21 protein-coding genes are annotated in these 26,648 nt (G+C 51.8%); 16 read left to right on the plus strand and 5 right to left on the minus strand.

Annotated features, from left to right (window positions below; translation table 11 throughout):
* The first annotated feature begins 107 nt into the window (after positions 1-107).
* The 10 genes from groES (at position 108) to IDM48_RS03425 (ending at position 13,384) form a co-directional block, all read left to right on the plus strand.
* Positions 108-404 (plus strand): co-chaperone GroES, encoded by a 297-nt coding sequence (gene groES, locus IDM48_RS03380; RefSeq protein WP_198924120.1) that lies wholly within the window; start codon positions 108-110, stop codon positions 402-404.
* Positions 405-437: 33 nt separating this feature from the next.
* Positions 438-2,024 (plus strand): chaperonin GroEL, encoded by a 1,587-nt coding sequence (gene groL / locus IDM48_RS03385; protein ID WP_145175079.1) that lies wholly within the window; start codon positions 438-440, stop codon positions 2,022-2,024.
* A 213-nt stretch (positions 2,025-2,237) separates the two neighbouring features.
* On the plus strand, positions 2,238-4,328 hold the full coding sequence (locus IDM48_RS03390; protein WP_190618045.1) for an acyltransferase family protein: 2,091 nt from the start codon (positions 2,238-2,240) through the stop codon (positions 4,326-4,328).
* A gap of 50 nt (positions 4,329-4,378) precedes the next feature.
* The gene (locus IDM48_RS03395; RefSeq protein WP_190618047.1) at positions 4,379-6,412 is read left to right on the plus strand and encodes an acyltransferase family protein; all 2,034 of its coding nucleotides are present in this window, start codon (positions 4,379-4,381) and stop codon (positions 6,410-6,412) included.
* 181 nt (positions 6,413-6,593) lie between these two features.
* Positions 6,594-8,111, plus strand: coding sequence for an IMP dehydrogenase (gene guaB, locus IDM48_RS03400; RefSeq protein ID WP_068169442.1), 1,518 nt, complete (start codon positions 6,594-6,596; stop codon positions 8,109-8,111).
* Positions 8,112-8,168: 57 nt separating this feature from the next.
* Complete coding sequence (locus IDM48_RS03405) at positions 8,169-9,299, plus strand: GuaB3 family IMP dehydrogenase-related protein (RefSeq protein ID WP_068169437.1); 1,131 nt, start codon at positions 8,169-8,171, stop codon at positions 9,297-9,299.
* 109 nt (positions 9,300-9,408) lie between these two features.
* Positions 9,409-10,377 carry an SURF1 family protein gene (locus IDM48_RS03410; protein WP_190618049.1) on the plus strand — a complete coding sequence of 323 codons (969 nt, stop codon included), beginning with the start codon at positions 9,409-9,411 and terminating at the stop codon, positions 10,375-10,377.
* Complete coding sequence (locus IDM48_RS03415; protein WP_068169432.1) at positions 10,374-10,940, plus strand: DUF3817 domain-containing protein; 567 nt, start codon at positions 10,374-10,376, stop codon at positions 10,938-10,940. The genes IDM48_RS03410 and IDM48_RS03415 overlap by 4 nt, the downstream gene beginning before the upstream one ends.
* A gap of 81 nt (positions 10,941-11,021) precedes the next feature.
* Positions 11,022-12,614: a glutamine-hydrolyzing GMP synthase gene (gene guaA / locus IDM48_RS03420; RefSeq protein WP_190618051.1), complete on the plus strand. Its 1,593-nt coding sequence runs from the start codon at positions 11,022-11,024 to the stop codon at positions 12,612-12,614.
* 629 nt (positions 12,615-13,243) lie between these two features.
* Entirely contained in the window at positions 13,244-13,384 is a 141-nt protein-coding gene (locus tag IDM48_RS03425) for a hypothetical protein (RefSeq protein WP_190618052.1), read from the plus strand.
* A gap of 129 nt (positions 13,385-13,513) precedes the next feature.
* Here IDM48_RS03425 and IDM48_RS03430 read toward each other — a convergent pair whose 3' ends face one another.
* Both IDM48_RS03430 and IDM48_RS03435 read right to left on the minus strand, forming a co-directional pair.
* Positions 13,514-13,741, minus strand: a complete 228-nt coding sequence (locus IDM48_RS03430) for a VOC family protein (RefSeq protein WP_202939904.1) — start codon at positions 13,739-13,741, stop codon at positions 13,514-13,516.
* A complete protein-coding gene (locus IDM48_RS03435) occupies positions 13,714-13,863 on the minus strand; it encodes a hypothetical protein (RefSeq protein ID WP_190618054.1) in 150 nt (49 codons plus the stop codon). Before IDM48_RS03435 ends, IDM48_RS03430 begins: the two co-directional genes overlap by 28 nt.
* A 167-nt stretch (positions 13,864-14,030) precedes the next feature.
* Between IDM48_RS03435 and IDM48_RS03440 the strand changes: the two genes are divergently transcribed.
* Positions 14,031-14,546 (plus strand): hypothetical protein, encoded by a 516-nt coding sequence (locus IDM48_RS03440; RefSeq protein ID WP_190618056.1) that lies wholly within the window; start codon positions 14,031-14,033, stop codon positions 14,544-14,546.
* A 72-nt stretch (positions 14,547-14,618) separates the two neighbouring features.
* Here the strand turns inward: IDM48_RS03440 and IDM48_RS03445 are convergent, their stop codons facing one another.
* Genes IDM48_RS03445 through IDM48_RS03455 form a run of 3 tightly spaced genes read right to left on the minus strand, consistent with a single transcriptional unit; the run spans position 14,619 to position 18,978 of the window.
* Positions 14,619-16,358, minus strand: coding sequence for a glycoside hydrolase family 13 protein (locus IDM48_RS03445; RefSeq protein WP_190618058.1), 1,740 nt, complete (start codon positions 16,356-16,358; stop codon positions 14,619-14,621).
* Positions 16,359-16,368: 10 nt separating this feature from the next.
* The gene (locus tag IDM48_RS03450; protein WP_238398026.1) at positions 16,369-18,087 is read right to left on the minus strand and encodes a glycoside hydrolase family 13 protein; all 1,719 of its coding nucleotides are present in this window, start codon (positions 18,085-18,087) and stop codon (positions 16,369-16,371) included.
* A 12-nt stretch (positions 18,088-18,099) separates the two neighbouring features.
* Positions 18,100-18,978: an endonuclease/exonuclease/phosphatase family protein gene (locus IDM48_RS03455; RefSeq protein WP_068168206.1), complete on the minus strand. Its 879-nt coding sequence runs from the start codon at positions 18,976-18,978 to the stop codon at positions 18,100-18,102.
* A 248-nt stretch (positions 18,979-19,226) separates the two neighbouring features.
* On the opposite strand from IDM48_RS03455, the gene IDM48_RS03460 reads away from it, so the two are divergent.
* The 5 genes from IDM48_RS03460 (at position 19,227) to IDM48_RS03480 (ending at position 26,606) form a co-directional block, all read left to right on the plus strand.
* Positions 19,227-20,891: an alpha-glucoside-specific PTS transporter subunit IIBC gene (locus tag IDM48_RS03460; RefSeq protein ID WP_190618060.1), complete on the plus strand. Its 1,665-nt coding sequence runs from the start codon at positions 19,227-19,229 to the stop codon at positions 20,889-20,891.
* Positions 20,892-20,971: 80 nt separating this feature from the next.
* A complete protein-coding gene (locus IDM48_RS03465) occupies positions 20,972-21,760 on the plus strand; it encodes a MurR/RpiR family transcriptional regulator (RefSeq protein WP_238398027.1) in 789 nt (262 codons plus the stop codon).
* Positions 21,757-22,215 (plus strand): hypothetical protein, encoded by a 459-nt coding sequence (locus IDM48_RS03470; RefSeq protein ID WP_068168212.1) that lies wholly within the window; start codon positions 21,757-21,759, stop codon positions 22,213-22,215. Before IDM48_RS03465 ends, IDM48_RS03470 begins: the two co-directional genes overlap by 4 nt.
* A 271-nt stretch (positions 22,216-22,486) precedes the next feature.
* Entirely contained in the window at positions 22,487-26,401 is a 3,915-nt protein-coding gene (locus tag IDM48_RS03475) for a DEAD/DEAH box helicase (RefSeq protein WP_238398028.1), read from the plus strand.
* On the plus strand, positions 26,385-26,606 hold the full coding sequence (locus IDM48_RS03480; protein WP_141669322.1) for a hypothetical protein: 222 nt from the start codon (positions 26,385-26,387) through the stop codon (positions 26,604-26,606). The genes IDM48_RS03475 and IDM48_RS03480 overlap by 17 nt, the downstream gene beginning before the upstream one ends.
* Positions 26,607-26,648: the final 42 nt, after the last annotated feature.

Below are 26,648 nucleotides of genomic sequence, written 5' to 3' on the forward strand. Positions count from 1 at the left end.
ACCGCTCACAGTGCTAAACGCCTTCGAGGGCGGCACCGCGACGACGTCCTTGATAGCTCTCTGGAAACGGTCACCCATCATAAGATTTCATCATCGATGAAGGAGTAATAATGTCTTCCATCAAGCCTCTTGAAGATCGCGTAGTAGTTCAGATTGTTCAGGCAGAGCAGACCACCGCGTCAGGTCTGGTAATTCCCGATACCGCTAAAGAAAAGCCCCAGGAAGCTAAGGTCGTAGCTGTTGGCCCCGGTCGCGTAGACGACAAGGGCAACCGCCTTCCCGTCGACGTAGCAGAAGGTGACACCGTTATCTTCTCCAAGTACGGCGGAACCGAAGTTTCCTTCGAAGGTCAGGACTACCTGATTCTTTCTGCACGCGACGTTCTCGCAGTAATCTCCAAGTAAATTATTCCCACAAACTAAGGAGCTGATGAGTTCATGGCAAAACAGCTAGAATTCAACGATGCTGCTCGCAAGAGCCTCCAAGCCGGTGTGGATAAGCTTGCAGACACTGTCAAGGTCACCCTGGGCCCTCGCGGCCGCAACGTGGTTTTGGATAAGCAGTGGGGCGCACCCATCATTACCAACGACGGTGTTTCCATTGCCCGCGAGATTGAGCTGGATGACCCCTACGAAAACCTTGGTGCACAGCTTGCCAAGGAAGTAGCGACTAAGACGAACGACGTTGCCGGTGACGGTACCACCACCGCTACCGTGCTTGCTCAGGCTTTGGTTGCCGAAGGGTTGCGTAACGTTACCGCAGGTGCGGCACCTGGCGAGGTTAAGCGCGGTATCGAGCTAGCTACCCAGGCAGTTTCGCAGCGCTTGCTCGATAACGCGCGCGAAGTTCAGGGCGAAGAAGTAGCTCACGTGGCTGCTATCTCAGCCCAGTCACCTGAAATTGGTGAGCTTCTCGCAGAGGCATTTTCTAAGGTCGGTCAGGACGGTGTCATCACCATTGAAGATGGCTCCACCACCGAAATCGAGCTGGATATCACCGAAGGTATGCAGTTCGACAAGGGTTACCTCTCACCTTCTTTCGTTACCGACGCAGAGCGTGCCGAGGCAGTTCTCGAAGATACCGCAATCCTGCTCTACCAGGGCAAGATTTCCACGGTTCATGAGATTATGCCCCTGCTGGAAAAGATTGTTCAGGCGAAGAAACCGCTGACCATCATTGCTGAGGACGTAGAAGGCGAAGCTCTCTCTACTTTGGTCGTCAACAAAATGCGCGGCAACCTCAACGTTGTTGCGCTGAAGGCACCCGGTTTCGGCGATCGCCGCAAGGCTATCTTCGAAGACCTTGCCATCTTGACCGGCGGCACGGTTATCACTAACGAACTCGGCGTCACTCTAGATTCAGTCACCATGGAGCAGCTTGGCTCTGCCCGCCGTGTGACCGTAACAAAGAACAACACCACCATCGTTGACGGCGGAGGTACCTCCGATGCCGTTGCTGATCGTGTGGCTCAGCTCCGCAAGGAGATTGAGCGTGTTGATTCTGAATGGGATCGCGAAAAGCTCAAAGAACGTCTGGCGAAGCTGGCTGGCGGCGTCGGCGTCATCAAGGTGGGTGCAGCTACTGAGGTCGAGGCTAAAGAACGCAAGCACCGTATTGAAGATGCTGTTTCCTCCACTCGTGCGGCTCTGGAAGAGGGCATCGTAGCAGGTGGCGGTACCGCTCTGGTTCATGCTTTGGCAGCTTTAGACGAGGTTTCACTCGATTCTAAGGACGCCCAGACCGGCGTAGAAATCGTCAAGCGTGCACTTGTTCAGCCCCTGCGCTGGATTGCAGAAAACGCTGGCGAAGACGGCTATGTGGTTACTTCAAAGGTTGCTGAACTTCCCTTGGGTTCGGGCTTCAACGCGAAGACCGGTGAATACGGCGACCTCATGGGCGCCGGCGTCATCGATCCTGTGAAGGTTACCCGTTCAGCTTTGGAGAACGCATCTTCTATTGCTGCGCTGGTTCTTACCACCGAAACCCTTGTAGTGGAAAAGCCTGTAGAAACTGAAGACGACTAGAAGAATTTGTTCTAACCCGTCTTGACTAAACAGACAATTCCCCTCCTTTGTGATTACTCACAAAGGAGGGGAATTCTTATTTCGCCGACTGATTCGTCAGTAAACTTCAGGTAACGTGTTCATAGCCAAATTGGTAATCACACCCTTAGGAAATATTCACTCTTGTCTCCTTTCAGAGCGAGATGTGAATACCGCACCAGATGATTGAAGCAGATGACAAATTCCCACAACATGTCTTCTGTTCCCTTAAGCAATAAACAGGGAACTCAGATTATTAACAATCAATCGAATCGCAAATTCCGCCCTGAAATTCAGGGTCTGCGCGCGCTTGCATTGCTCTTGGTCGCCGCATACCATCTGTGGTTCGGTAAAGTCTCAGGCGGCGTTGACGTCTTCCTGCTCATCTCAGCTTTCTTGATGACGGGGTCGTTCGTCCGCCGTATGGAAAACAATAAGTTTGCCGGCTTCCGCTCGGTGGTTGACTATTGGATTCACGTGTTCAAACGTATCCTGCCGTTGGCTTCTGTAGTGGTCGTTGGAATCCTGCTGGGTTCTTACCTTTTCCTTCCCGCTGACCGGTGGGAAAGCCTGCTTTCTGAAGCAAAATCTGTAGTTTTTTACTACCAAAACTGGTGGTCCATTTCTAACCTGGTGGACTACTATGCCGCTGACTCCTCTGTGGCATCTCCTTTCCGCCACTACTGGTCTCTATCAGTGCAGGGTCAGATTTACCTCTTGTGGCCGCTGATCTTTTTGCTGGGATGGCTGATTATTCGTGCAACGCGGGTGAACGTCCGCGGATTGATGCTTCTCATCTTCGGCACCATCTTTGCCGGTTCTTTGGCATATTCGATCTTTGTCACCGCAACGAGCCAGCAGACTGCTTACTTCAATACTTTTGCGCGTTTGTGGGAATTCGCGTTGGGTTCTTTGGTGGCTATTGTGATGCCCTGGCTCAGTATTAACCGCTATGTGCGTGCGGCAATGGGCTGGGCAGGTATCGCCATGATTATTAGCTGCGGTTTCATTTTTGACGTCGAAGGCGTCTTCCCTGGCTACCATGCGCTGTGGCCCACACTTGCGGCATCGATGATTATTATCGCCGGAGATACTCAGACTGCATTCGGTCCAGAACGTTTGCTGACCTTGAAGCCACTCATGTGGTTGGGTAACTATTCTTACGGCCTCTACCTGATTCACTGGCCGCTTCTGGTATTCTTCCTCTCACGCAACCACACAGAAAAAGCAGGTTTCGTATCGGGTGTAGGACTACTGACCCTTTCTGTTCTTTTCTCCTACATCATCACCCGCTATATTGAACAGCCGTTGCGCGCATGGAAGGCTCCCGACCTTTCGCCGATTCGTGGGCTCGCTGTGGTGGCTGCCTGCATCGCGCTCGTCATGATTCCCACTCTGGGATGGCAGGGCAAGCTCGCCTACGATGCTTATAAAGCAGAATCACTCAAGGCACTTAACAACCCCGGTGCAGCTGCTCTGGCAGCAGATTTCAAATTTGAGGGTGACGCTAATGCGGCACCATTTCCCACCCTCGCTCAACTACCTGACGACTGGGCGAACGTAGGCACACCCTGCACTGCAGATAACTTGCCGTTCTCAACAGATGTTGTGCTCAAAGATCACTGCAATACTGCTAACCTGCCAGAACACCCCGATAAAATCGTGGTCGCTGTAGGAAACAGTCATATGCAGGTGTGGTCACCAGCGCTGACCGAGTACGCCAAAGAAAACAACTGGGCACTGTACTACTTCCTAGAAGGTGGTTGCTTCTTTGATCAGTTCAAAGACGGGGATCCTAACGTCTGCGCTAATTTTTCCAATCAGGCAGACAAATTTGTTCACGATGCTGGAGCTGAAACGGTTGTAGTAACCGGGTCCCGATCAGTTCCGAACGGTCCTGATGAAGTAACTGATGGAATGAAGGACCGCATTGGGTCTCTGACTGGCGAAGGGTTAGAGGTCATTGCGCTACGTGACCACCCTCGTTTTGATTCCAGTTTTGCTGACTGCAATAGCAAGGGAGAAATTTGTTCTAAGCCAGCTGGGCAAGACATACATAACAACCCGTTGGACTCGTTAGAGCAACAGTACCCAGGCTTCTCTACAGTCAATCTCACCGATTTAGTGTGCCCTGATGGTAACTGCCCTTCGATCATTGGAAATGTATACACCTATATGGATGCAAACCATATATCTAAGAGCTACATAGATACTGCTATCCCTAATTTCATTGACCGTTTTGAACCGGCTGTAGAACGAGCAGAAGGCTCTACGAAATCTGAATAACGGACGTTGTACCGCACGCCGTACCTCAAAAATTATTCGTCGGAGGAATGATGAACAGCACTCCTAGTTCACCGCGCAAGTTCCGCCCTGAAATTCAGGGGCTGAGAGCTTTCGCGGTGACGCTGGTGGCTATCTACCACATTTGGCTGGGGCGCGTATCCGGCGGTGTGGATATCTTTCTTCTGATTTCGGCTTTTTTGATGACTCTTTCGTTTACTCGAAAGATTGAAAGTGGTCAGCCGATTTTTGCACGGGCTGTATTGAGGTATTGGGTTCATACTTTCAAGCGGATTCTGCCGCTTGCTACGGTGGTTGTATTGGCGACGCTCTGGGGGACCTGGCAGATACTGCCCGCACCCCGCTGGGCGGGCATCATGGAAGAAGCCAAAGCCGTTATTCTCTATCGAGAGAACTGGTGGTCCATTTCAAATATGGTGGACTATTATGCGGCGGATTCCTCCGAAGCTTCACCGCTGAGGCACTTCTGGTCCCTTTCGGTCCAGGGGCAGATTTTTATCATCTGGCCTTTGCTGTTCGCTTTGTGCTGGGTGCTGTATAAGATTTTTCGCCGTCGCCCGCGCGTCATTCTCTTCAGCGTTTTCGGAACCGTGTTTGGCCTTTCACTGGCTTATTCTGTATGGCTCACTGGCGCTGACCAGGAGATCGCTTACTTTTCGACGTGGACCAGGCTCTGGGAATTCGCCCTGGGATCGCTTCTTGCCATTGCTCTGCCGTGGATTAGAATTCCGCAGCGCCTTCGAGGGATGCTCGGCTGGGTGGCGCTGGTAGCTATCGTGAGTTGTGGAATCATCCTCGACGTCGAGGGTGCCTTCCCCGGATATATTGCGCTATGGCCCACTCTTGCTGCTGCTGCAATCATCGCAGCGGGTGAATCCGGCACACGATGGGGCGCAGACCGTTTCCTCTCGACCAAACCCATGCTGTGGTTGGGCAAATATTCTTACGGGCTGTATCTAATTCACTGGCCGCTTTTGGTGTTTTACCTCTACAAAGTACAGCAGGAGAAAGCCGATTTATTTGCCGGTTTGATTCTTCTTCTCGTATCGGTGGCGCTCTCCTGGATCCTGACGAACGTTATCGAACGCCCCCTCCGGTCTTGGTCCTGGTTAGATGCGCGGAACTGGCGTTCAGCACTCGTCATTGCGGCGTGCACCCTGGCTGTTATCACCGTATCTAACCAGTGGTCAGCAGATTTGCAACGTCAGCAGGCAGAAATTCAGGCTAATGCGGCAGTTGATAATCCGGGTGCTCAAGTTCTTCAAAAGGGTTTTGACAAGCCAGTATCTACCGATGCTCAGTATTTGCCACTTTCTGCCGAGCGATATGATGATCGCCCCATTTACGCTAACCATTGCGCCCCCGAGGTTTTGAAAAAATATGGTTTTGAGGAATGGAACTGCAACCAGTTAGTGGCGAATGAGAAGCCAACTCAAAAAGTGATTGCTGTCGGAAATTCTCACATGGACCAGTGGGGAGATGCTCTGATTGCCCTCGCGAAAAAAGAAGGCTGGGACTTGCAGTATGTGCAGTTTAACGACTGCTACTTTCTAGAGCCCAGCATGAACACTGAAAAGCCTGACTGCCAGGCATGGGTAGAAAATACCCAGCGCTATATCGATGGCATGCACCCGGACCAGGTTATTATCATCGGTACCATTAGCTTGCCGGACGAAGGCGGAGAAATTGTGCCTACCGGTTTGAGAGATTTCGCGAACCATATGCAGCAGCAAGGAATTGAGCTCATTGCGTTGCGAGATAATCCCCGTTTCAAAGAGACACACGCAGATTGTGAAACTCGCACCAAAGGATTATGCGATTTTGATTCGGAGCTAGCGAGAACGCCAAGCCCGCTCACTCAGTTTAAAGATATTCCTGTTGTAGCGCCGGTGGATATGACGGATATTATTTGCCCGAATGGTTCTTGCCCATCGGAGATCGGCAACGTCTATGTTTACCGAGATGACTCTCATTTGACACGAACTTACGTGCTCTCTGCTAAGAATATTTTTATTCAGCGAGTGGAAGATGCCATAGCAGAGCGGGAGGCTCGCAACACTCAATAGGTAGTGGGGAATAAGCTGAACCGAATAGGCGTTGAGGTGGGCAACATCGCCAGTGTCCTTTTAACCGCAACACAGTGGGGTTCGAAGAATCCTCGATGGGGTTTAGAATTGAGACTGGATATCCAATTTTTGGCGAACTGCGACCACCGAAAAGCACAACAACCGAAAGGTTCGGGCATATATGTCAACTCCCACCGCTCTCTCCGAAGACCCCTTTGGCTTCACCGGTCTGACCTACGACGACGTCCTACTGCTTCCGGGCAACACTGACGTCAATCCCGCAGATGCTGATACCAGCACTAAACTTTCCAAGCGTATTACTCTCAAGACGCCCATCATTTCAGCGGCAATGGACACGGTGACCGAATCTGATTTGGCGATTGCTATGGCTCGTCTGGGCGGTATGGGTGTGCTTCACCGTAACCTTTCGATTGAGGATCAGGCATCCCACGTTGATCGCGTGAAGCGTTCAGAGTCGGGCATGATTACCAACCCCGCAACTATTGGCCCCGATGCAACTATTGAAGAACTTGACCAGGTCTGCGGTCACTTCCGCGTATCTGGTCTACCCGTAGTGGACGAGAACGGCGTGCTGGTTGGCATTATCACTAACCGTGACATCCGCTACCTTCCCGAGAGCGATTACACCACTCGCACCGTGCGCGAAATCATGACTCCTATGCCTCTCATCACCGGTCGTGAGGGCATGGACAAGGATGAAGCTTTCAAGCTCCTGGCCGATAACAAAATCGAAAAGCTGCCCTTGGTCGATAACGACGGCAAGCTCACCGGTTTGATTACGGTCAAAGACTTTATCAAGACCGAGCAGTACCCCGATGCCACTAAGGACGACGAAGGCCGCCTCCGGGTCGGCGCAGCTGTTGGCTTCTTCGGTGACGGCTACGAGCGAGCGATGACCCTGGTTGAAGCCGGTGTTGATGCGCTCTTTATTGATACCGCCAACGGACACTCTCAGGGTGTCTTGGACATGATTGCCCGCCTGAAGAAGGATTCAGCTGCAGCGCACGTCGATATTATTGGCGGCCAGGCAGCAACCCGCGAAGGCGCTCAGGCAATAGTTGATGCTGGCGCAGACGCCGTCAAGGTGGGCGTTGGTCCCGGTTCAATCTGCACCACCCGAATTATCGCCGGTATCGGCGTACCCCAGGTAACCGCCATCAATGAGGCAGCTAAAGCTGCTATCCCCGCGGGTGTCCCTGTTATCGCCGATGGCGGTATGCAGCACTCCGGTGAAATCGGAAAAGCTCTCGTTGCCGGCGCTGATTCAGTCATGATGGGCTCGATGCTGGCAGGTACTGCCGAGGCTCCCGGAGATCTCATTTTTGTGGATGGAAAGCAATTCAAGGCATACCGCGGTATGGGTTCACTAGGGGCTATGGTTTCTCGTGGCCGCCATAAGTCATACTCCAAAGACCGCTACTTCCAGGCAGATGTTTCCTCCGAGGAGAAGCTCATCCCCGAAGGTATCGAGGGTCAGGTTCCCTTCCGCGGGCCTCTTTCCTCTGTTCTGCACCAGCTTGAAGGCGGCTTGCGCCAGACAATGTTCTACACGGGCGCTCGCACCATTGAAGAGCTGAAGTACAAGGGTAAGTTTGTGCGTATCACCCCGGCAGGTCTGAAGGAATCACACCCTCACGACATCATGATGACCGTAGAAGCCCCTAACTACCGCCGCTAAAAACGTATTCAGCGTGGGAACTCCGATTAAAGCTCCCACGTGCTGAAAGGAAAATTCGTGACCGAGATTGAAATTGGATTGTCCAAGCGTGCTCGCCGTACGTATTCTTTGGACGACGTAGCTCTGGTACCATCCCGCCGTACTCGTGACCGCGCCGATGTTGATACCAGCTGGCGAATTGACGCATTTACGTTTGATACCCCTTTGATTGCTGCTCCTATGGACTCAGTGATGAGCCCTCAGACTGCTATTGCTCTGGGTAAATTGGGTGGATTGGGTGTGTTGAATCTTGAAGGTTTGTGGACTCGTTATGAGGATCCTCAGCCTTATCTCGATGAGATTACCGCCTTGGATCTGCAGGATCATGTGGCTGCTACTCGTCGGATGCAGGAGATTTATTCTGAACCGATTAAGGCAGAATTGATTACCGAGCGTCTGCGGGAGATTCGCGAATCTGGCGTAATCGTAGCCGGCGCACTGACTCCACAGAACACTCAGGAATTTTATGAAACCGTGGTGAAGGCTGGAGTGGATATCTTTGTGATTCGCGGGACTACTGTTTCGGCAGAACATGTGTCTTCAAACCATGAACCGTTGGATCTTAAGAAGTTCATTTATGAGTTGGATGTTCCCGTGATTGTGGGAGGTGTTGCAGGTTACACGCCTGCGCTTCACCTGATGCGCACCGGTGCTGCTGGTGTACTCGTAGGTTTCGGTGGCGGCTCTTCTAAGACCAATCGCCGTGGACTGGGTATTCAAGCTGCGATGGCAACAGCCATCGCAGATGTTGCTGCGGCTCGTTCTCGTTACTTGGATGAATCTGGTGGTCGTTATGTGCATGTTATTGCCGACGGTGAGCTTGGCCGGTCAGGCGATTTGGTGAAGTCTTTGGCGCTCGGCGCTGATGCTCTGATGATCGGTGCACCTTTGGCACGCGCCGAAGAAGCTCCTGGTAAGGGCCTCTACTGGGGTAATGAAGCCCACTCCACCGATTTCCCTCGCGGCATCCGTACCCAGCTGGGAACCAGTGGAACGATGGAAGAGGTTCTTTATGGGCCCTCCCATCACACCGATGGTACTTCTAACATCATGGGCGCTATACGCCGTTCGATGGCAACCTGCGGTTTCACAGACCTCAAGTCCTTCCAGCGTAGTGAAGTTGTATTGAATGGCTTCCACGCGGAATAAATCATAGGATTGCGAACGGCTCAACGTTTGCTGTGAATGCCCTGCCACCTCCGAATAATCAGCGGAAGGGGCAGGGCATTTTCTATCAAAAACAGATAGGCTGGAAAGCGTGTTCAAATTAGCTCTCGCTCCTCGCTGGATCGCCGCATTACTGCTTGTGCTGGCAGTGGCATTCGGTTTTGTGATGCTCAGTAAATGGCAGCTTAACGCGTCAACTCTAGGGCAGGTGAGCGCGGAGCCCGCTAAAGAGGTGGTGCATCCCTGGGATTCGGTGCTGATTGAACACGAGCCTTTGACAACTACTGAAGCGGACACCATGGTGAGCGCTACAGGAAAGTACGTTCCGGGTTCTTCATACCTGGTGGCCGAGAAGCTGCATGAGGGTGAAAAAGGATACTGGGTGATGAGCGAATTCACCCCGGACGATGGAGCGCAAGTAACGGCTGCGGGCAAGGTTCAACAGCGCAGCATTGCGGTTGCTCGCGGATGGACTGCATCACCTGAAATACCTCAGGAACCTTCAGGCGAGGTGACTATTGCAGGTCGCGTAGTTGCCAACGATGCTCCGTTCTACTCTTCCGACCTGACCGAGGAAGAGAAAACCCAGGGAAGAACTTTGGGCTCGGCGTCGGCTGCTCAACTCAGTAATATATGGGACGTGCCGCTATACGGTGCGTTACTCACCAACGACGCTGAGGTGCCCGCCTCAGAAAAACTGCCGCTGAACGAAGACGGCACACTATCTGACTCAGCAACTATCCTGGGTCAAAGCGAGCAGCTTAAACCGGTCCACGCTCAGCAGGTAACCGATGAAGAGGTCAACTGGCTCAATATCTTTTATGCTCTGGAATGGATTGTCTTCGCAGGATTCGCGGTGTACCTCTGGTGGCGGATGCTTCGCGATTCTTACCGCGAACAAAACAATCCAGCCCTGTACTTCGAATACGAAGGCGAATACTGGCTAGATGAAGAATCAGGCCGTTATTATTACTGGGATCCAGCAGACCAACAGTATTATTTCTTTGACGACGTCCCGCGTGATGACCGCGCGGGCAATGACGGAAAGTTGCATCAGTGACTGAACACAATACTCCGCGACCTGCACCGCAGGTTCGCCCTACCGAACGAACCGATGGTAAGAAAGTTACTCTTTCCGAAGGAGGACGTGCCGACGGCAAGGGCGGGTTTACCGTTCGTAAGAAATTTGGTGGCACTGAATCACAGATTCGTGGTGCGCTCACTTTCTATAAATGGTGCGCCTGGATTTCCGGTACTTTCCTACTCCTTTTGGTCGCTGAAATGGTCACCCGCTATATCTTTGGCTATGACCTCATCGCCGGTGGCGCCAACGCCCAAACCGGCGAAACGGTTGCCCTGGGCTGGTTAGATCGGGATATGGGAAACCTTACCGGTGGTATCAACATTTCTACCTGGATTCTCATCGTTCACGGTTGGTTCTATGTGGTGTATCTCTTCTCCTGTTTCCGCCTCTGGTTGCTCATGCGTTGGGGTCTGCCTCAGCTCATCGTGATGGCGCTCGGCGGCGTAGTCCCCTTCCTCTCCTTTATTGTGGAGAAGCGAATCCATCGCGAGACCCTGGAATTGCTTGACGCTAACCCCCAGGCGACCAAGCGTTACTAGGCCTCGTGCTTTAGAATGGCTTTATATCCATTTCGTGTGGTGAATCCATACGAGAAAACAATCGATCATATAAGGTGACTCGTGACAACATCAGCACATTCAACCGAGCTCGAAGAGCGTCCGGTTCTGGTGATTGACTACGGCGCTCAGTACGCACAGCTTATCGCTCGTCGCGTCCGTGAGGCCGGAGTTTATTCCGAAATCGTTCCGCATACTCTTGCCACAGAAAAGATTTTGGCAAAGAACCCTGCCGCTATCGTGCTCTCCGGTGGTCCTTCCTCGGTCTATGCCGAAGGTGCTCCTGCAGGAGATAAGGCTCTGTTTGAAGCTGGCGTACCGATATTCGGTATTTGCTATGGTTTCCAGTTGATGACTCAGACTTTGGGCGGAACCGTATCTCATACTGGCCGCCGCGAATATGGCGCGACCGACGCTACGCTGTGTGCTGAGAATTCTTCCTTCCTCACCGGAACCCCCAAGGTGCAGAACGTGTGGATGTCCCACGGGGATTCCGTTTCCGCAGCTCCCGAGGGATTCGAAGTTTTGGCAACTACTCCCGGTGCAGACGTCGCTGCGATGGTTGATGAAGGGCGAAAGCTGGGTGGTGTGCAGTGGCATCCTGAGGTCAATAACTCTGATTACGGTCAGCAGGCGCTCGAGAACTTCTTGTATAACATTGCCGGTGTAGAGAAGTCGTGGTCCACCGGCAACATCATTGAAGAGCAGGTTGAGAAGATTCGTGAGCAGGTTGGTTCTGCTCGGGTGATTTGTGCTCTTTCCGGTGGCGTTGATTCCTCGGTTGCTGCGGCTTTGGTCCATAAGGCTGTGGGCGATCAGCTAACCTGTTTCTTTATCGATCACGGTTTGCTACGCCAGGGTGAGCGCGAGCAGGTTGAGAATGATTACGCCTCCACCATGGGTATCAAGGTTGTCACCATTGATGAGTCAGAACGTTTCTTGACTGCTTTGTCTGGTTTGACTGATCCTGAAGAAAAGCGCAAGGCTATTGGACGCGAGTTCATTCGCTCGTTTGAGGACGCTCAGCGCAAACTTATTGAAGAAGCTTCAGGTGAAGGCGGCGAGATTAAGTTCTTGGTTCAGGGTACCTTGTATCCCGACGTCGTTGAATCCGGTGGCGGTGAGGGTGCTGCGAATATTAAGTCTCACCACAATGTGGGTGGTCTGCCTGAGGACATGACCTTTGAGCTGGTGGAGCCTTTGCGTACTTTGTTCAAAGACGAGGTTCGTGCGATTGGCCGCGAGTTGGGTGTGCCCGAGAAGATTGTGGCTCGTCAGCCGTTCCCTGGCCCTGGCTTGGGTATTCGTATTATTGGCGAGGTTACTTTTGACCGACTTGAGACTTTGCGTGCTGCGGATGCGATTGCGCGTGAGGAGCTCACTAAGGCTGGTCTGGATGAGGAAATCTGGCAGTGCCCTGTTGTACTTCTTGCTGATGTTCGTTCGGTGGGTGTGCAGGGTGATGGTCGTACTTATGGTCATCCGATTGTGTTGCGTCCGGTTTCTTCTGAGGATGCGATGACGGCGGATTGGACTCGTTTGCCGTACGATGTGTTGGCGCGGATTTCGAATCGTATTACTAATGAGGTGTCTGAGGTGAATCGAGTGGTGCTCGATGTGACGTCGAAGCCGCCGGGAACGATTGAATGGGAGTAACCGCAATTTTCCGAGCGCGCGAGGAAGTAAAAATTGCGGTTACTATCCTGAGGCGGAGCCGAAGGAGATAATGTTTCAGTTTTTCCGAGCGCGCGAGGAAGTAAAAATTGCGGTTACTATCCTGAGGCGGAGCCGAAGGAGATAATGTTTCAGTTTTTCCGAGCGCGCGAGGAAGTAAAAATTGCGGTTACTCGGCGAAGCCGGAGTTTTGTTTTCGGTAACGAAGGTTTCCGAACGCGTTAGTTCCGCTGTCGGGCGAAGTCAGAGGCTCTCATTTTCTTGTTGTTTAGAGAATGGGAGCTTTTGTTTTGCTATTGATGGGGGTCGAGATACTCTTTTGAACGAGTAGTTCATGTGAAGTACCAGAAAGGTAGACGAGGTACCGTCTTGATACGGTACCTCGTTTACTTTTCTGGTATGTCGCCGGGGGGGGAGGGGACAGGACGGTCTGGGACGAGAGTAGTCAGCCGCGTAAAACCTCAAAATATTCTTCAGATAATGATTTTTTGTCGGTATCCATGAAACAGCTCACTACTAACCCTACTTATTTTCTGAAATTTTCCTGTATACTAAGAGAGCTAAAATGAGAACCTTTCAACAACGATGAAAGTGAATTAGGGGGAAAAATTATGAATACTCTTTTGAATAAATTACGTATTAAGCTCACTGAAATTGCTCGCGATCCTAAGAATCAGGAAAAGATTCGTCAGTATGCGGGTAAGGCTGTTGAAGTTGTGCAGGGCTTCCTTCGCAACCGCAAGCGCAAGTAGCATGAGTTGAAAATTCCCCGTCCTCTGTTGAGGGCGGGGAATTTTTGTCGTCCGGGGAAGGGCTTAGTCACCAATGTTGAAGAGCCATGCAATACCGAATTTGTCGGTAAACGAACCAAAGTGTGCGCCCTACGGAGCTTCAGCGAGTGGCTGCAGGTTGGTCGCGCCGTCGGATAGCTTATTGAACCATTCGTTTGCTCGGTCGAGGTCGGAGAGGTTACCCAGAATTGCGGCTTCCATGTTGGCGGTCGCGTTGTTTTCTGGTTTCTGGATGGCGGCGCCGTCGGATGCCTGAAGGGTGAAAGGCTCGGCGGTGAGTTCGCCGTGCATCACCATGTCGGTATATTCGGGGTCCACGGGGCGTGGAAATCGTTGAAGTTGGCAATGTGTAGCTCGCCGCCGAAAACGCTCTGGTAAAAGTTGAGTGCTTCACGGGCTTCACCGGTGAAAGTGAAATAAGGATTGAGGCGAAAAGCCATCAAAATCTCCTAGTGGGGAAGAAATGGCGGATAATCTATCCACCGAAATTAGTTTACTCAGCAAAGAAAAGATAGGGGTAAACGCCTCGGAAGGAAACTTTAACTTTCTTCTAGGAGTTCCCTGAGCGATTTGTAACATATACTGGCTAAACCGATAAGGGGAACCCATGTCACGTATCTCTACATCTCTTTCAAAACTTGCCATCGTTTCTGGTCTACTCCTAACAACATCTGGATGCACAACTCACGAGGTAGAACCGAATACGACGGCATCATCTGAGATAGCTACGACAACGGATGCTGGTAGCCCGTCTGAAATAGCTCCGGGATATTCTGCTGAAACACCCCTGCACAGTGACGAAGAAATCGCGGTATTTCAGGAGCAAAAACGACAAAACCTTATTGCCCAAGGGCTAGACCCTGAGAGTATTTATGCGAAGTACCCGGATATTATGTGCCACGGTGCTTCATTCGGTAGCGAAGAGGATATTAGGTCTTCTCTCGGGGTAGTGTCCGCGGAAGAAGTTGACCGACAGCTTGAATTTATGCGCAATGCTCCTGCAGAAGTTAAACAAATGAGTGAGCGGAATTCACATGCGCTGGTGGGTACTTTAACTGTGATGACCTGGGCAGATAAAGAGCAGTGTGACCTCTATGGAGAGGGTATTCAGCTTGCCGGTTAAACCCGCAATGGTGAGGATAACTCATAAGATGCCTGCACCTGATGAATCAACCTCACCATCCTTGAGGGAAAATTATCCTTCAGCGGCGATACGATAGACCTTCGACTCGTAAGGGCGTAGCGTTTCGCCCAAGTCATCCTCATAATTAGAAATGACTAGGGTGCGCTGCGCTTCGAATTCTTCAGTGAGCAACTCGAAATCGCGGATAATCTCTCGATCGGTGAAGTTATTAATCACCAGGAGCTTCTCGCCGTTGTTTGCATGACGTTCATAGGCGTAGACGGCGGCGTCCTCTGGATCGATCGGGACAAAACGTGCGTAGACCATCAACTCTTTGAGTTCGCCTCGGCGAAGTTCAATGAGCCGCTGGTAGTGATAGAACAGCGAATCTGGATTGGCTAGTGCGGCGTCTGCATTGATGCTCTGATAATTTGCATTCAACCCTATCCAGGGGGTGCCGGTGGTGAACCCCGCATTAGCTTCGGCGGACCACTGCACAGGGGTGCGCGCATTATCGCGGCCCTTGGCATAAATCATCTGTAGTACGTCGTCGGCTGAATATGTACCGTGGCGCTCCACCAGATTTTCATAGAGGTTAGTGGAATCAAGATCCCGGTAATCAGAGATAGAGGGGAATTGCACGTTAGTCATGCCGAATTCTTCACCCTGATAGATGTAGGGAGTACCCTGCATGAAATGCAAGGTAGTTGCTAGCATTTTGCCCGACAGCTCGCGGTATTCGGCAGAGTCATTGCCAAAGCGGGAGATAACGCGGGGCTGGTCATGGTTATTCCAGTAGAGCGAACCCCATGCTTTACCGTCCAGCTTGACCTGCCATTCGTTGAGCACTGCCTTCAAATCGCGCAGGTCGTATTCTTTGACACCCCATTTGCCAAGCCCCAGCGACTCGTCGCTATCGACACCCATATGTTCAAAGTGGAAGAGCATATTGAGTTCTTCTGCTTCGAAACCTGCAAAAAGGAGAGCTTCGTCGGCGGGAGTTGCCGACATTTCGCCGACAGTCATGGCATCGCGGTTTGCGACAGTAGCTAGGTTGAGCTCGTGCATCCACTCGTGAACCCGGGTGCCGTTGTGGATGATGAAAGCGGTGGAGGGGGAGTGCTTTTCGGGGTTGACGTTGGGGTCATCGGGCAAGCCCTGAGGTTTTGAAATGATGTTGATGGCGTCCAAGCGGAACCCATCAATTCCCTTATCGAGCCACCAGTTAATCATCGAATAGAGCTCGTTGCGGAGGGCGGCATTTTCCCAGTTGAGATCGGGTTGCTTGGTGGAGAAAACGTGCAGGTACCATTGGTCGGTTGCAGCGTCGTATTTCCAGGCTGGTCCGCCGAATTCCGAGATCCAGTTGTTGGGTGGGAGAGCATTTCCTTCCTTATCGGTGCCTGAAGAGTCCCGCCAAATGTAGTAGTCCCGGTAGGGGTTCTCGCGCGAAGCACGGGATTTTTGGAACCATTCGTGCTCATCAGAGGTGTGGTTGACGACGATGTCGAGCAGAATCTTGATGCCGTGCGCATGCGCGGTAGTCAGTAGCGTGTCGAAATCTGCCATCGTGCCGAATTCGCTCATGATGTCTTGGTAGTTACTGATGTCGTAACCCATGTCGTCATTCGGGGATGCGAACATGGGGCTCAACCAGATTACATTGATTCCCAACTTCGCAAGGTAGGGGATGCGCGCGGTGACACCGGGAAGATCCCCGATGCCGTCGCCATCAGAGTCTTGGAATGAGCGGGGCCATACCTGGTAAACCACTGCTTCTTTCCACCATTGTTGTCCGGCATATGAAGTCATGTTTTTCTCCTTAGCGGTTCGAAATTCGGTAGACCTTGCCCTCATAGGGGCGCAGGGTTTCTACGGCGTCGTCTGGATAGTTTGAGATGAGGAGCTCTGCTGAATCGTCGAGTTGCTCGAAAGTTCGGGTGAGCTGGCGGTCTGTAAAGTTACAGATCACCAGAAGTGATTCGTCGTCCCCGGTGCGCAGGTAGGCATAGACTTCCTCATCGAGGGGATTTTCTGCATTGTCGAGTAGTTCATACGTGCCGGTGATCATCAAGGGAGTGCTGTGGCGCAGCTCGATGAGACGGCGATAGAAATGGAATATTGAGTCTTCATCAGCTACAGCCTGCTCTGCATTGATTTCCTTATACCGGGGATTCAACCCCAGCCAAGGTTTTCCGGTGGTGAATCCAGCGTTTTCCTCTGCTGACCACTGCATGGGAGTGCGCGCGTTGTCTCGCCCGGATGCCGAGATGAAACTGAGCATTTTTTCAGGTGGAATGAGCTTCGATTCTTCGACGTATTCCCGCCAAGCATTATGGATTTCGAGATCGTCGTAGTCTTCTACCTGCTCGAAGAAGACGTTGGTCATGCCCAGCTCTTCACCCTGGTAGATATAGGGTGTGCCCTGCATAAAATGCAGGTTAATCGCTAGCATTTTGGCGGAGAGCACCCGCCAGGCGGGGGAGTCGTTACCAAAACGGGAGACGGCGCGAGGCTGGTCGTGGTTATTCCAATAGAGGGAATTCCAACCCTTACCTGCCAGGTCGTTTTGCCATTTGCTGAGTACCCGTTTGAGATCAACGAGCTTGAACTTTTCATCGTTCCATTTGCCAAAGCCCTCCGGGTTAGAATCAACGTCCATGTGCTCAAACTGGAAGACCATCTGTAGCTCATCGCGGTCAAAACCGGTGTACTTGAGCGCGTCTTCTGTGCTGACATCGGGGGTTTCACCCACCGTTACCACATCGTACTTTGAGAGCACTTCACGGTTCATTTCCTGCAGGTACTCATGGACGCGCGGACCGTTGGCCGCCATCCAGAGCGCTGACTCATGTCCGCCGGCTTCTACCTCAGGATCGTTGGGGTAGGCAGGATCTTTAGAAATCAGGTTAATGACATCCATTCGGAAACCCGAGACACCCTTATCCAACCAGAAACGCATGATGTCATAGACTTCCTGGCGCACGGTGGGATTATCCCAATTCAAATCCGGCTGCTTCTTAGAGAACAAGTGCAGGTAGAACTGTTCGGTTCCCTCGTCCCATTCCCACGCCGACGGCGCAAAGGCAGAAATCCAGTTGTTAGGAGGGAGGGGAGTGCCGTCGTCGTCATAACCTGCGGCGTCCTTCCAGATGTAATAATCGCGGAATTTATTGTCACGAGAAGACCGTGCCTGCTGGAACCATTCGTGCTCGTCAGAGGTATGGTTGACCACCAAATCCATCATGATTTTGATGTCGTTCTCTTGTGCGACCGCCATCAGCTCATCAAAATCTGCCAGAGTACCAAACTCATCCATAATCTGGCGGTAATCGCTAATGTCATAGCCATTATCATCATTGGGCGATTTATAGACTGGGGACAGCCATACCATGTCCACACCGAGCTGTGCCAAGTAGGGTATACGCGAGGTAATACCGGGCAGGTCCCCGATACCGTCGCCGTTAGAGTCCTGGAAACTACGAGGATAAATCTGGTAGATGACCGGCTCTTGAAACTTCATGATGTCTGAGTTGCTCATGGGAGTTAACCTTTACTGTTGCTTCGGGGAAGTCAGATCGGCAGTCTGCATTAATGTAGCGGCGTCGATCTCAACCACAATTCCTGAATGATCCGAAATAGCATCCTCGCTATTATCGGGAAAAACTACGGTGTACTTCTCGAAGGGAACTTTCTCAGAGGAGAACACAAAATCAATGCGCATTTCGCGAGTTGCACTTTCCCATCCTGAAATTTTTTTGTGCACGGTGAACTCACCTTCTTTGAGCTGCGCTAACTCAAAAGCGTCATGCCAGCCCGCTTGGAGAATCTGCCGGTAGCCTTCGTCCTCAATAGCGGCATCGTTATTGAAATCTCCCAGCAAAACAATGGGGGAATCACCGGCGAGATCGCGCATCTGCTGATCGAGAACCGCAAAATCATGTTCAAAGAGGTGAATATCGTGCATCAGCCACCAGTTCATGTGCACACTGGCAATCCACAAACTCTTTCCCTGCACCTCTACCTCTGCGGCAAGAGCGCACCGGCGAAATACATCGGTGTAGGTAAAACGAGCCTCGCTCAATTCAAGTAGCTGAACTCTGCGAACCGGAATACGAGAGAGAATAGACAACCCCTCGTCATAACGATTCCACCCTTCATGTGAATCTCCCCAGCTCCATCGGTATTCGCCGGTTCGTTCCTGAATAAATTTCATGAGAATGAACGCGAAGTTACTCTCTTTCAGAGGCACATCAGTGGCAGGTAGAAACGCTTCGCCACCGTCTACCGGAGCACTCACCAAGTTTTGATTAATCTCCTGAAGCGCGACGACGTCGATCTGCTCATCCACAATAAAATCAGCAAGAATCTTGATTTTGTGAATCTGGTGGATTTCCAGCCAACTGTGCGTATTCAGGGTTAAAAATTTCACGGTGTGGTCTCTATCGTTGTGCCTGCAGTGTTGTCTTCTATTCTAGGAATCCGCCACGAGTCGAATCCTGCGAGCGTCCTCGATTTCCTGCCATCTTTTGACACCTTTGTGCCGGATTCTGAAATTCTTGCCAGAATGTGGCAACTTATAGTGAACACGAAGTTAAATCATCCATACTCACCTATAGTTCACAGTGAGAAAACACTCATAATTCATTTTCATTCTTCTTGGTGAAAGGGGTCTCTCCAATGATGGAAAAGATCCAGAGGTTCGGTTCGGCGATGCTCGCGCCCGTCCTCATCTTTGCTTTCGCTGGTCTCGCAGTTGGTATCGCAATTATTTGCAAGAACGAGCAGTTGCTCGGTTCTATTGCCGCTGAGGGAACCGGTTGGTATAACTTCTGGTCTGTTTGGGAATCCGGCGCTTGGACCGTATTCAACCAGATGGAACTCCTCTTCGTTCTTGGTCTGCCTATTGCGCTTGCCAACAAGGCTCAGGCACGTGCGGTTCTTGAAGCCGGTATGGTTTACCTGACCTTCAACTACTTTGTGGGCTCTATCCTCAGCATCTGGGGCCCTAACTTCAACATCGATTTCAACCAGGACATCTCTGAGTCCGCCGCTGGAACCGGTTTGAAGATGATTGCTGGTATCAAAACCCTCGATACCGGTATCTTTGGCGCGATTATTATTTCAGCAATTGTCGTGTGGTTGCACAACCGCTACTTCGAAAAGAAGCTTCCTGACTTCCTCGGTATCTTCCAGGGAACTCAGTATGTCTACGCTTTGGGCTTCTTCCTAATGATGCCTGTTGCTCTACTCTTCTGCTGGCTATGGCCTTTCGCTCAGCAGGGTATTGCTTCCATGCAGGGTCTGTTCATGTCCTCGGGCGTCTTCGGCGTATGGCTGTACGTTTTCCTCGAACGTATCCTCATTCCTACCGGTCTGCACCACTTCATCTACACCCCCTTCGTCTTCGGTCCCGCTGTTACTCCAAACGGCATCACCAAAGACTGGGTGGCAGCACTACCTGAAATGGCTAACTCCACCAAGCCCCTCTCTGAGCTATTCCCTGGTGGCGGTTTCGGCTTGCACGGTAACTCTAAGGTCTTTGCACCTATCGGCATTGCAGCAGCGTTTTACTCCACCGCTCGCCCTGAGCGTAAGAAGGAAACCCTTGCTCTGCTCATTCCTGTGTGCCTTACCGCAGTTCTAATTGGTATTACTGAACCTTTGGAATTTACCTTCCTGTTCTTGGCGCCTCCACTGTTTGCAGTTCACGCGGTGTTGGCAGCAACCATGGCAGCTACCATGTACGCCTTTGGTCTGCGCGGTAACATGGGTGGCGGTCTGATTGACTTCCTCTTCCAGAACTGGATTCCCCTGTGGAGCAACCACCACAGCACCTACATCGCTCAGATCATTATTGGTCTGATCTTCACCGCCATCTACTTTGTAGTATTCCGCTTCCTGATTCTCAAGTTCGACTTCAAGACCCCCGGTCGTGAAGACACTAACGAATCACCCAAGCTGTACTCCAAGGCAGAATACAAGCAGGCGAAGAAGGACGGCACGCTCAAGGCTGGTTCAAGTGTAGCTGCAGGCTCAGCCGCCGCAGCTGGCGTGGCAACAGCAGAGGCTCCCTCCGACCTTTCGGACGATCCTTACTCCCAGCGAGCTAATGACTTCCTCGCATTGCTAGGCGGAGCTGAGAACATTACCTCGGTTAACAACTGTGCAACTCGTTTGCGCGTGTCCGTTGATGACCCAGAGCTTGTAGCAACTGAGGGCGACTTCAAATCTGCAGGTGCTCTTGGCCTGGTCAATAAGGGCAAAGCTCTTCAGGTGATTGTTGGAATGGACGTACCTCAGGTGCGCGACCGCTTTGAAAGTATGGTCAATTCCGGCAAGTAACCTTCCCTGGGTAAACGCCTGCAAGAAATAAATAAAAGGCTCTTGGGTTATCGGGCATGTAGTATCTAAGAAGATACTTGTTGCCTGATACTCAGGAGCCTTTTGTGGATTTGCAAACTTTAGTGAACAAGCATCAGTCTCACTTTTCTGAGACTGAACGAGAAATTCTTTCTTTTATGCTTCAGCACGAAGAGTTTGTGGCTGAGGCAACTATTTCTTCGCTGTCCAATCGCACTTTTACGTCGACGTCGAGCATTATTCGTCTCACCAAAAAGCTGGGGTTTTCTGGTTTTGCAGAACTCAAATATTTTGTGAAAACATCCCTTTCCCAGCTGGTGCCGCAAAATTCGGACTTTGTGCAAAGCGGTCGCGACGATGTTTTTAACACTTTGGAGACCTTAGAAAACACCGACGTTGAACGTATCCTGAAGGTCATCCATGACGCCCGAACCGTCTACTGTTTTGGTACAGGGTATGCCCAGCGCAATGCCATTCAGGAGTTTGCCAAAGCAATGCTGGTATGCGGAAAATTCATGCATGTTATTCCCGCACGGAACGAATTTGCCGGATCCCTATCGGTCATGAGCCCCCAGGACGTGGTGATTGTGGTATCGCTATCGGGTAATACTGCATCGGTTTTGGATACCATCAAGCTGCTGTCCGTACGTAAGATACCCATGATTGCCATTACTGCCGAAGGCGTGAACGTCATTGCTAGCCACCCCACATACAACCTTCACTACCACTCCACACCTACGCGCTTGAAGCAAAATAGTAAGCCCTACCACTCTTTCATAGGGCTCAACATCCTCTTGGATTATCTAGTGCGTAAGTACATTGGATTTATAGATCAAGAAGAAATCTCATGAGAACTATCCTGGCTGTCTTAAACAACCCTCATAAGCTGTACACATATTTGCTGGCTTACTGGTTGATTAGCCCTCTGTTGTACCTGATTTATGTCTATATAATTTCGCAAAATGCGGGCACACCGTTTCGGGAGCTTCTCAACACGCCCACCGTCGCTCTGGCATTTTTGATCGCGTGCATGACTTTGGTTCTAGCGGGAATGCTGAAACTAGCACACGATGAAAACGAGAATACGGTACGAGTGTTCGCACTCTACTCGGCAGTTCAACAGCTCTTAGTAGGAAACCTCATCGGCGTATTACTGTCCGTTTTTCTTACCCGTTCACTCTGGTGGGAACAGCGTGAGCAGTTCGGTCCCCGCTTCAAGTGGGTGTTGGTAGCTGGGATGGTTCTCATTGCTTTTCTTACTTTCCTGGTACTTTTAGCCGGAATGAACTTCTTCCACGTCGTCTAATAAAACTGCCCCAGCGCCAACGAATGTTGACGGTGGGGCAGCAGTTACTTAATCCGTATGATGTTATAGAGAGATTAATTTATAAGGTATTCCTGCAGCCAGGTACAGCGTGAGGCAAGCTGGCTGGGTCTGGCGTGAATCGCCTCTGTGAGCGCTAGCGAACCAGGCGAGAGGGATTGCTTGCCGACGCTGTGCCGGGCAGAAGACGGCCATAACTTTTGAATAAATCTCAAAACCGTGAACACCAGACCGTATGAAAGAGCAATTCTTCGTGAACGAACAGTCAAACGCCGCATCAACCTCTTCGAATCCGCAGGGTTCGCAAGGGGGCAATTCTGCTCCTGCGCCGGTGTCGTTCCCCGAACCTCCCACGGAAGATACCCGGAACCACTCTATTGAAGAAGGTTTGGACGCCTGGGGTAAGCAAATGGATCTTTACACAGGTCCCGATGCTCTCTTGGATTTTAATCAGGTCGATTACGTCCACATCGACATCACCGATGCCAACCCTTCCGGTCTTGCCCAGCTGATGATGGGACGTAAAACCAGGCTTTCCACGATTATCCGTGATAAATCTAAATTGCAGTCGGCTATGGACGCCGCGCAGACCTTGCGGAGCAAAATCTTTGAGTTAGAAACCCATCACGGTCTCTCTGCGGGCTATTTTGCTGCAGGTACGGCGTCGTGGCTTTCTCGGTCTGTGCAGAAAAACGGCATGATGACCGAAAAGCGATTTATTGCGCCCATTCTTCTGGCACCGGTTTCGATTTCAGTGCACCCTACCAGTAACGATTTTGAAATTAAGCTCACTGGCGCAGCTCAGCTTAATCCCGCGATGGTGCGGCAAATCAATAAAGAGTACGGAATCAACCTGGAGAACATGGATATTGCAGAACTTGCAAACTCCATGAGCAAGCTAGATCCCGAGCCCGTGATTGATCGTATGCGAACCTCGGTGAACCATATTCCCGGGATGATGATTGAGTCTAAGTATCTGATTTCTACTTTTGCTGACGTCAAAGAAAGCACCTCGGAGCTCCCCGACAAAGCACTCACACCGCTCGTCCAAAACCTTGCGCAGCTTGCCCTCGAACCAGAAGACACCATGTGTCCGGAAGTTTTCGTCAATAACAGTGCGCTTGATGTGGACCACCGCGATCCTGAAAACGAGATGTTGGTCTTTGACGCCGACGCCGCATCGCAGGACGTCATTGATTTAGCGACTGCCGGGCATTCGTTGGTGGTTACCTCTGCCTCCGGTACAGAACCTCTAGAAACTGCTGCGAATATCGCAGCTTCTCTGATGAGCCGCGGCAAATCTGTGCTGGTAGTGGGGGAGAAGAGCTCCACCGTGGAGGAATTCTCCGGTCTCATCAAATCTGCTGGGATGCAGGAGCTTACCCTTGATTTGCTCAGCGAAAGCACACCGGAAAACCTGCGGGATCTTATGGTGCGCGCTATCGTTCGCAACGAACAAGTTGCCGAGCCTAACATGCGCGAAACGTTTGAGACACTTAAAGAAACGAGAGAGCGGTTAGCTAACCACACTGCTGCACTAAAATTCACCGAATCCCGCTGGGGCTGCTCGGTCTATGATGCGCTACAGACCTTGGCTGCCCTCACCGCCCAAGAAGAGGCACCTGCAACTTCTATTCGTTTTAGTCGCGAGGTTTTGGACAACCTTACTGACCGCGCTGACGTTACGGAGAAACTGCAGAAACTCGCTGATTTAGCTGCTTTCAAGCCTTCCACTCATCTTTCTGCATGGAAAAACGCTAAGCTCATTACAACCGATGAGTGCAAGGCAGCCCACGAATTAGTCATTTCACTGCGGGATTCGATGGAGAGCCTACACCGGAAAATGAGCGCACTTTGCGCCGAAACCGGAATGCGTTTGGGGCGCACCCTGGAAGAATGGACCGAGCAGCTTTATCTTTTGGAGCGAATCGGCGCTACGCTGACTCGATTCCGCGTCGATGTCTATGACCGACCCGTCACGGATCTTATGGCAGCGACGGCCTCTGGCTCATGGCGTCGCGAACACGGCGTGGAAATGAGTAGCATTCAGCGCTCCCGCCTACGCAAAGCGGCAAAAGAATACATTCTTCCGGGCATCCATATCGGAGATCTTCACGAAACTCTTCAAATTATTCAGAGCCAGCGCGAAGAATGGATTAGTTGGGCAGAGGACCCGCGCGAACCATCAGTTCCTGCAGAAACGATGGAAATCAAGTCTGCCCTTCGGTTGCTCAAACTTGAATTTTCCGGGCTGGAAATTGTTTTAGAAGACAGCCCTGAAGGTAACGAATTTGAATCGATTGATGTTTCTATCGTTCTTCAGCGCCTTATGAATCTTGAGGCTGACTACCGTAACCTGATGACCCTGCCCGAACGCGACCAGCTTACCGCTGAACTTAAGACGCAGGGACTTGAGGCCTTGATGTCTGATTTGCTAGAACGCCAGGTTTCCCGCGACCTGGTAGGTGCAGAACTTGAGCTGGCATGGTGGCAGAGCGCCCTGGAAATGATGATGTCTTCGCAGGAACTTGAAATCCTCGATGGCGCAACCCTGAGAGAGCTTGAAGGCAAGTTCCGCATGGCAGATTCTGCCCATATCGCTGCCGGCGCTGCCCGTTTGAGTGCTGCAATCGCTCGCAACTGGAACCATAAAATTGCTCAAGATACCGAAGGCTCTGCCTACCTCAAGAGCCAACTCACCGGCCACGAATTCCGGTTTGATCAATTGCTAGAAAACGCTCCTGGCATGGCAACAGCGCTGTACCCGCTGTGGATTACAAGCCCCTTTGCCTTGAGCCGACGTATTTCCCCGCAGATGCGTTTCGACTGCGCCATCTTGCTCGACGCCGAATCGTCGCCCATGGCGGCAAACCTTCCCGCAATCACCAGAGCTGATCAGGTCATTGCCCTGGGTGACCCTCACTCGGGTTTCCCCGCACCGTTCATGGTCTCCGCTGTCGCCAAATCGGCACCGGTGGATACTGACCATAACATAGTGAGCACCTACTCGGCACTCTCCAAAATCCTGCCCAAGCGCACGCTCTCACTGCTCAAAGATCGCGCGGTGGACCCCGCCGTCTTTGCCTACCTGAACGAGCATTTCTACGATGGCAAACTACGGGCATACCCCTGGGGCGAAGAAATCTCCCAGACCACCCCGGCATTCATCGCAGAATACCTCGACTCCACAGGCAAGATTAGCGATAACTCCAACCTCGATTCCCCTGAATTCGAAGTACAACGAGTTGCCCAGCGCGTCCTCGAACACGCCTATAAAAACCCCAACCAATCGTTGGCTGTGGTGACGGCATCTCCCCGCCACGCCCGGCGCATTGCCGAATCGGTGCGCTCCATGCTTGCCCAGTATCCGCAGATGGCGCCGTTCTTCAGCGGCGGTCGCGAACCTTTCCGCGTGGTCGATTTAGCGCGAGCGGGCGGAATGGTACGAGACGTTATCATTTTCTCCCTGGGTACAGGAATTGGGCGTCAAGGTGCTGTCAACCACCAGCTGGGTCAGCTCTCTGAAGAACACGGTCGCGAGCTTCTAGTTTTAGGCCTATCCCGCGCTCGCCATCTGACACGTTTCATGGCTTGCGTTCAGCCCAAAGATTTGGATCCCGAGCGTCTGGAATACGGTGCGCGCGATTTGTACAATATTTTGCGTGACCATGAGGCTTACCTCGAACGCCAGGGCCTAGAGCAGACGGCAACTATTACCGATAAAATTCCTGCCAACGAATTCCTGAAGAATACCGATATCGAAGCAATCGATATGGGGGATTGGCTGCTGAACGATATGGTTCGCCGTCTGCATGATCGCGGGGTAAAACTGCGAGAGAGCGAATACGACAATATCTCTTTGGTGGCATTGAGTTCCGAGGAATCGTTGATGGCTGGTTCAACGTTGAGCCCCCGCCAGCGCAAAATGGGAACTGAAACCCCTCCTTTGAAAGTAAATCTGCCGTTGGCAGCGATTTCAGACGGGTCTGAGGAGTTTGCGCGAATGAGTGTTCGTGAGCGTTCTCGCCTGGTTCCTGACCGTCTATCGAAGACTGGCTGGAACTATCTAACGCTATGGACCATTGAGGTCTTTTCAGACCCTGAGTCCGTGGTCGATCGGATGTGCCTTTACCTGGGAATTGAGGGGTCAGATGATGACGCCGAATGAGGGGAGCGCCTATTCACCAATTCCCCGCAGACGTCGAGGCAACCGTCGGGCAACTTCAGGTGAGTCTGAGTTCAAGCAGGAACCACGTCTTGCCGGTCTGGAAAACTCTGCGCATCCAATTCAGCGCGACCCTGCGGAGCTGAGCGAGCAAACTGAGCGCGACCGCTGGCTGAAGGAGCAGAAGCCTCCGCACCACTCGCTCTAAGTTGCACCATTCCCTCTCAACCGAGCGGTAAGAGCATGTAAA

It is taken from the genome of Rothia amarae (genome assembly GCF_014705945.2).
GTDB lineage: Bacteria > Actinomycetota > Actinomycetes > Actinomycetales > Micrococcaceae > Rothia > Rothia amarae.

Coding starts and splice junctions, on each gene's coding strand:
- groL (WP_145175079.1), top strand. CDS start 438: ATGGCAAAACAGCTAGAATTCAACGATGCTGCTCGCAAGAGCCTCCAA.
- IDM48_RS03390 (WP_190618045.1), top strand. CDS start 2,238: ATGACAAATTCCCACAACATGTCTTCTGTTCCCTTAAGCAATAAACAG.
- IDM48_RS03395 (WP_190618047.1), top strand. CDS start 4,379: ATGAACAGCACTCCTAGTTCACCGCGCAAGTTCCGCCCTGAAATTCAG.
- guaB (WP_068169442.1), top strand. CDS start 6,594: ATGTCAACTCCCACCGCTCTCTCCGAAGACCCCTTTGGCTTCACCGGT.
- IDM48_RS03425 (WP_190618052.1), top strand. CDS start 13,244: ATGAATACTCTTTTGAATAAATTACGTATTAAGCTCACTGAAATTGCT.
- IDM48_RS03435 (WP_190618054.1), bottom strand. CDS start 13,863: ATGGCTTTTCGCCTCAATCCTTATTTCACTTTCACCGGTGAAGCCCGT.
- IDM48_RS03440 (WP_190618056.1), top strand. CDS start 14,031: ATGTCACGTATCTCTACATCTCTTTCAAAACTTGCCATCGTTTCTGGT.
- IDM48_RS03445 (WP_190618058.1), bottom strand. CDS start 16,358: ATGACTTCATATGCCGGACAACAATGGTGGAAAGAAGCAGTGGTTTAC.
- IDM48_RS03450 (WP_238398026.1), bottom strand. CDS start 18,087: ATGAGCAACTCAGACATCATGAAGTTTCAAGAGCCGGTCATCTACCAG.
- IDM48_RS03460 (WP_190618060.1), top strand. CDS start 19,227: ATGATGGAAAAGATCCAGAGGTTCGGTTCGGCGATGCTCGCGCCCGTC.
- IDM48_RS03470 (WP_068168212.1), top strand. CDS start 21,757: ATGAGAACTATCCTGGCTGTCTTAAACAACCCTCATAAGCTGTACACA.
- IDM48_RS03480 (WP_141669322.1), top strand. CDS start 26,385: ATGATGACGCCGAATGAGGGGAGCGCCTATTCACCAATTCCCCGCAGA.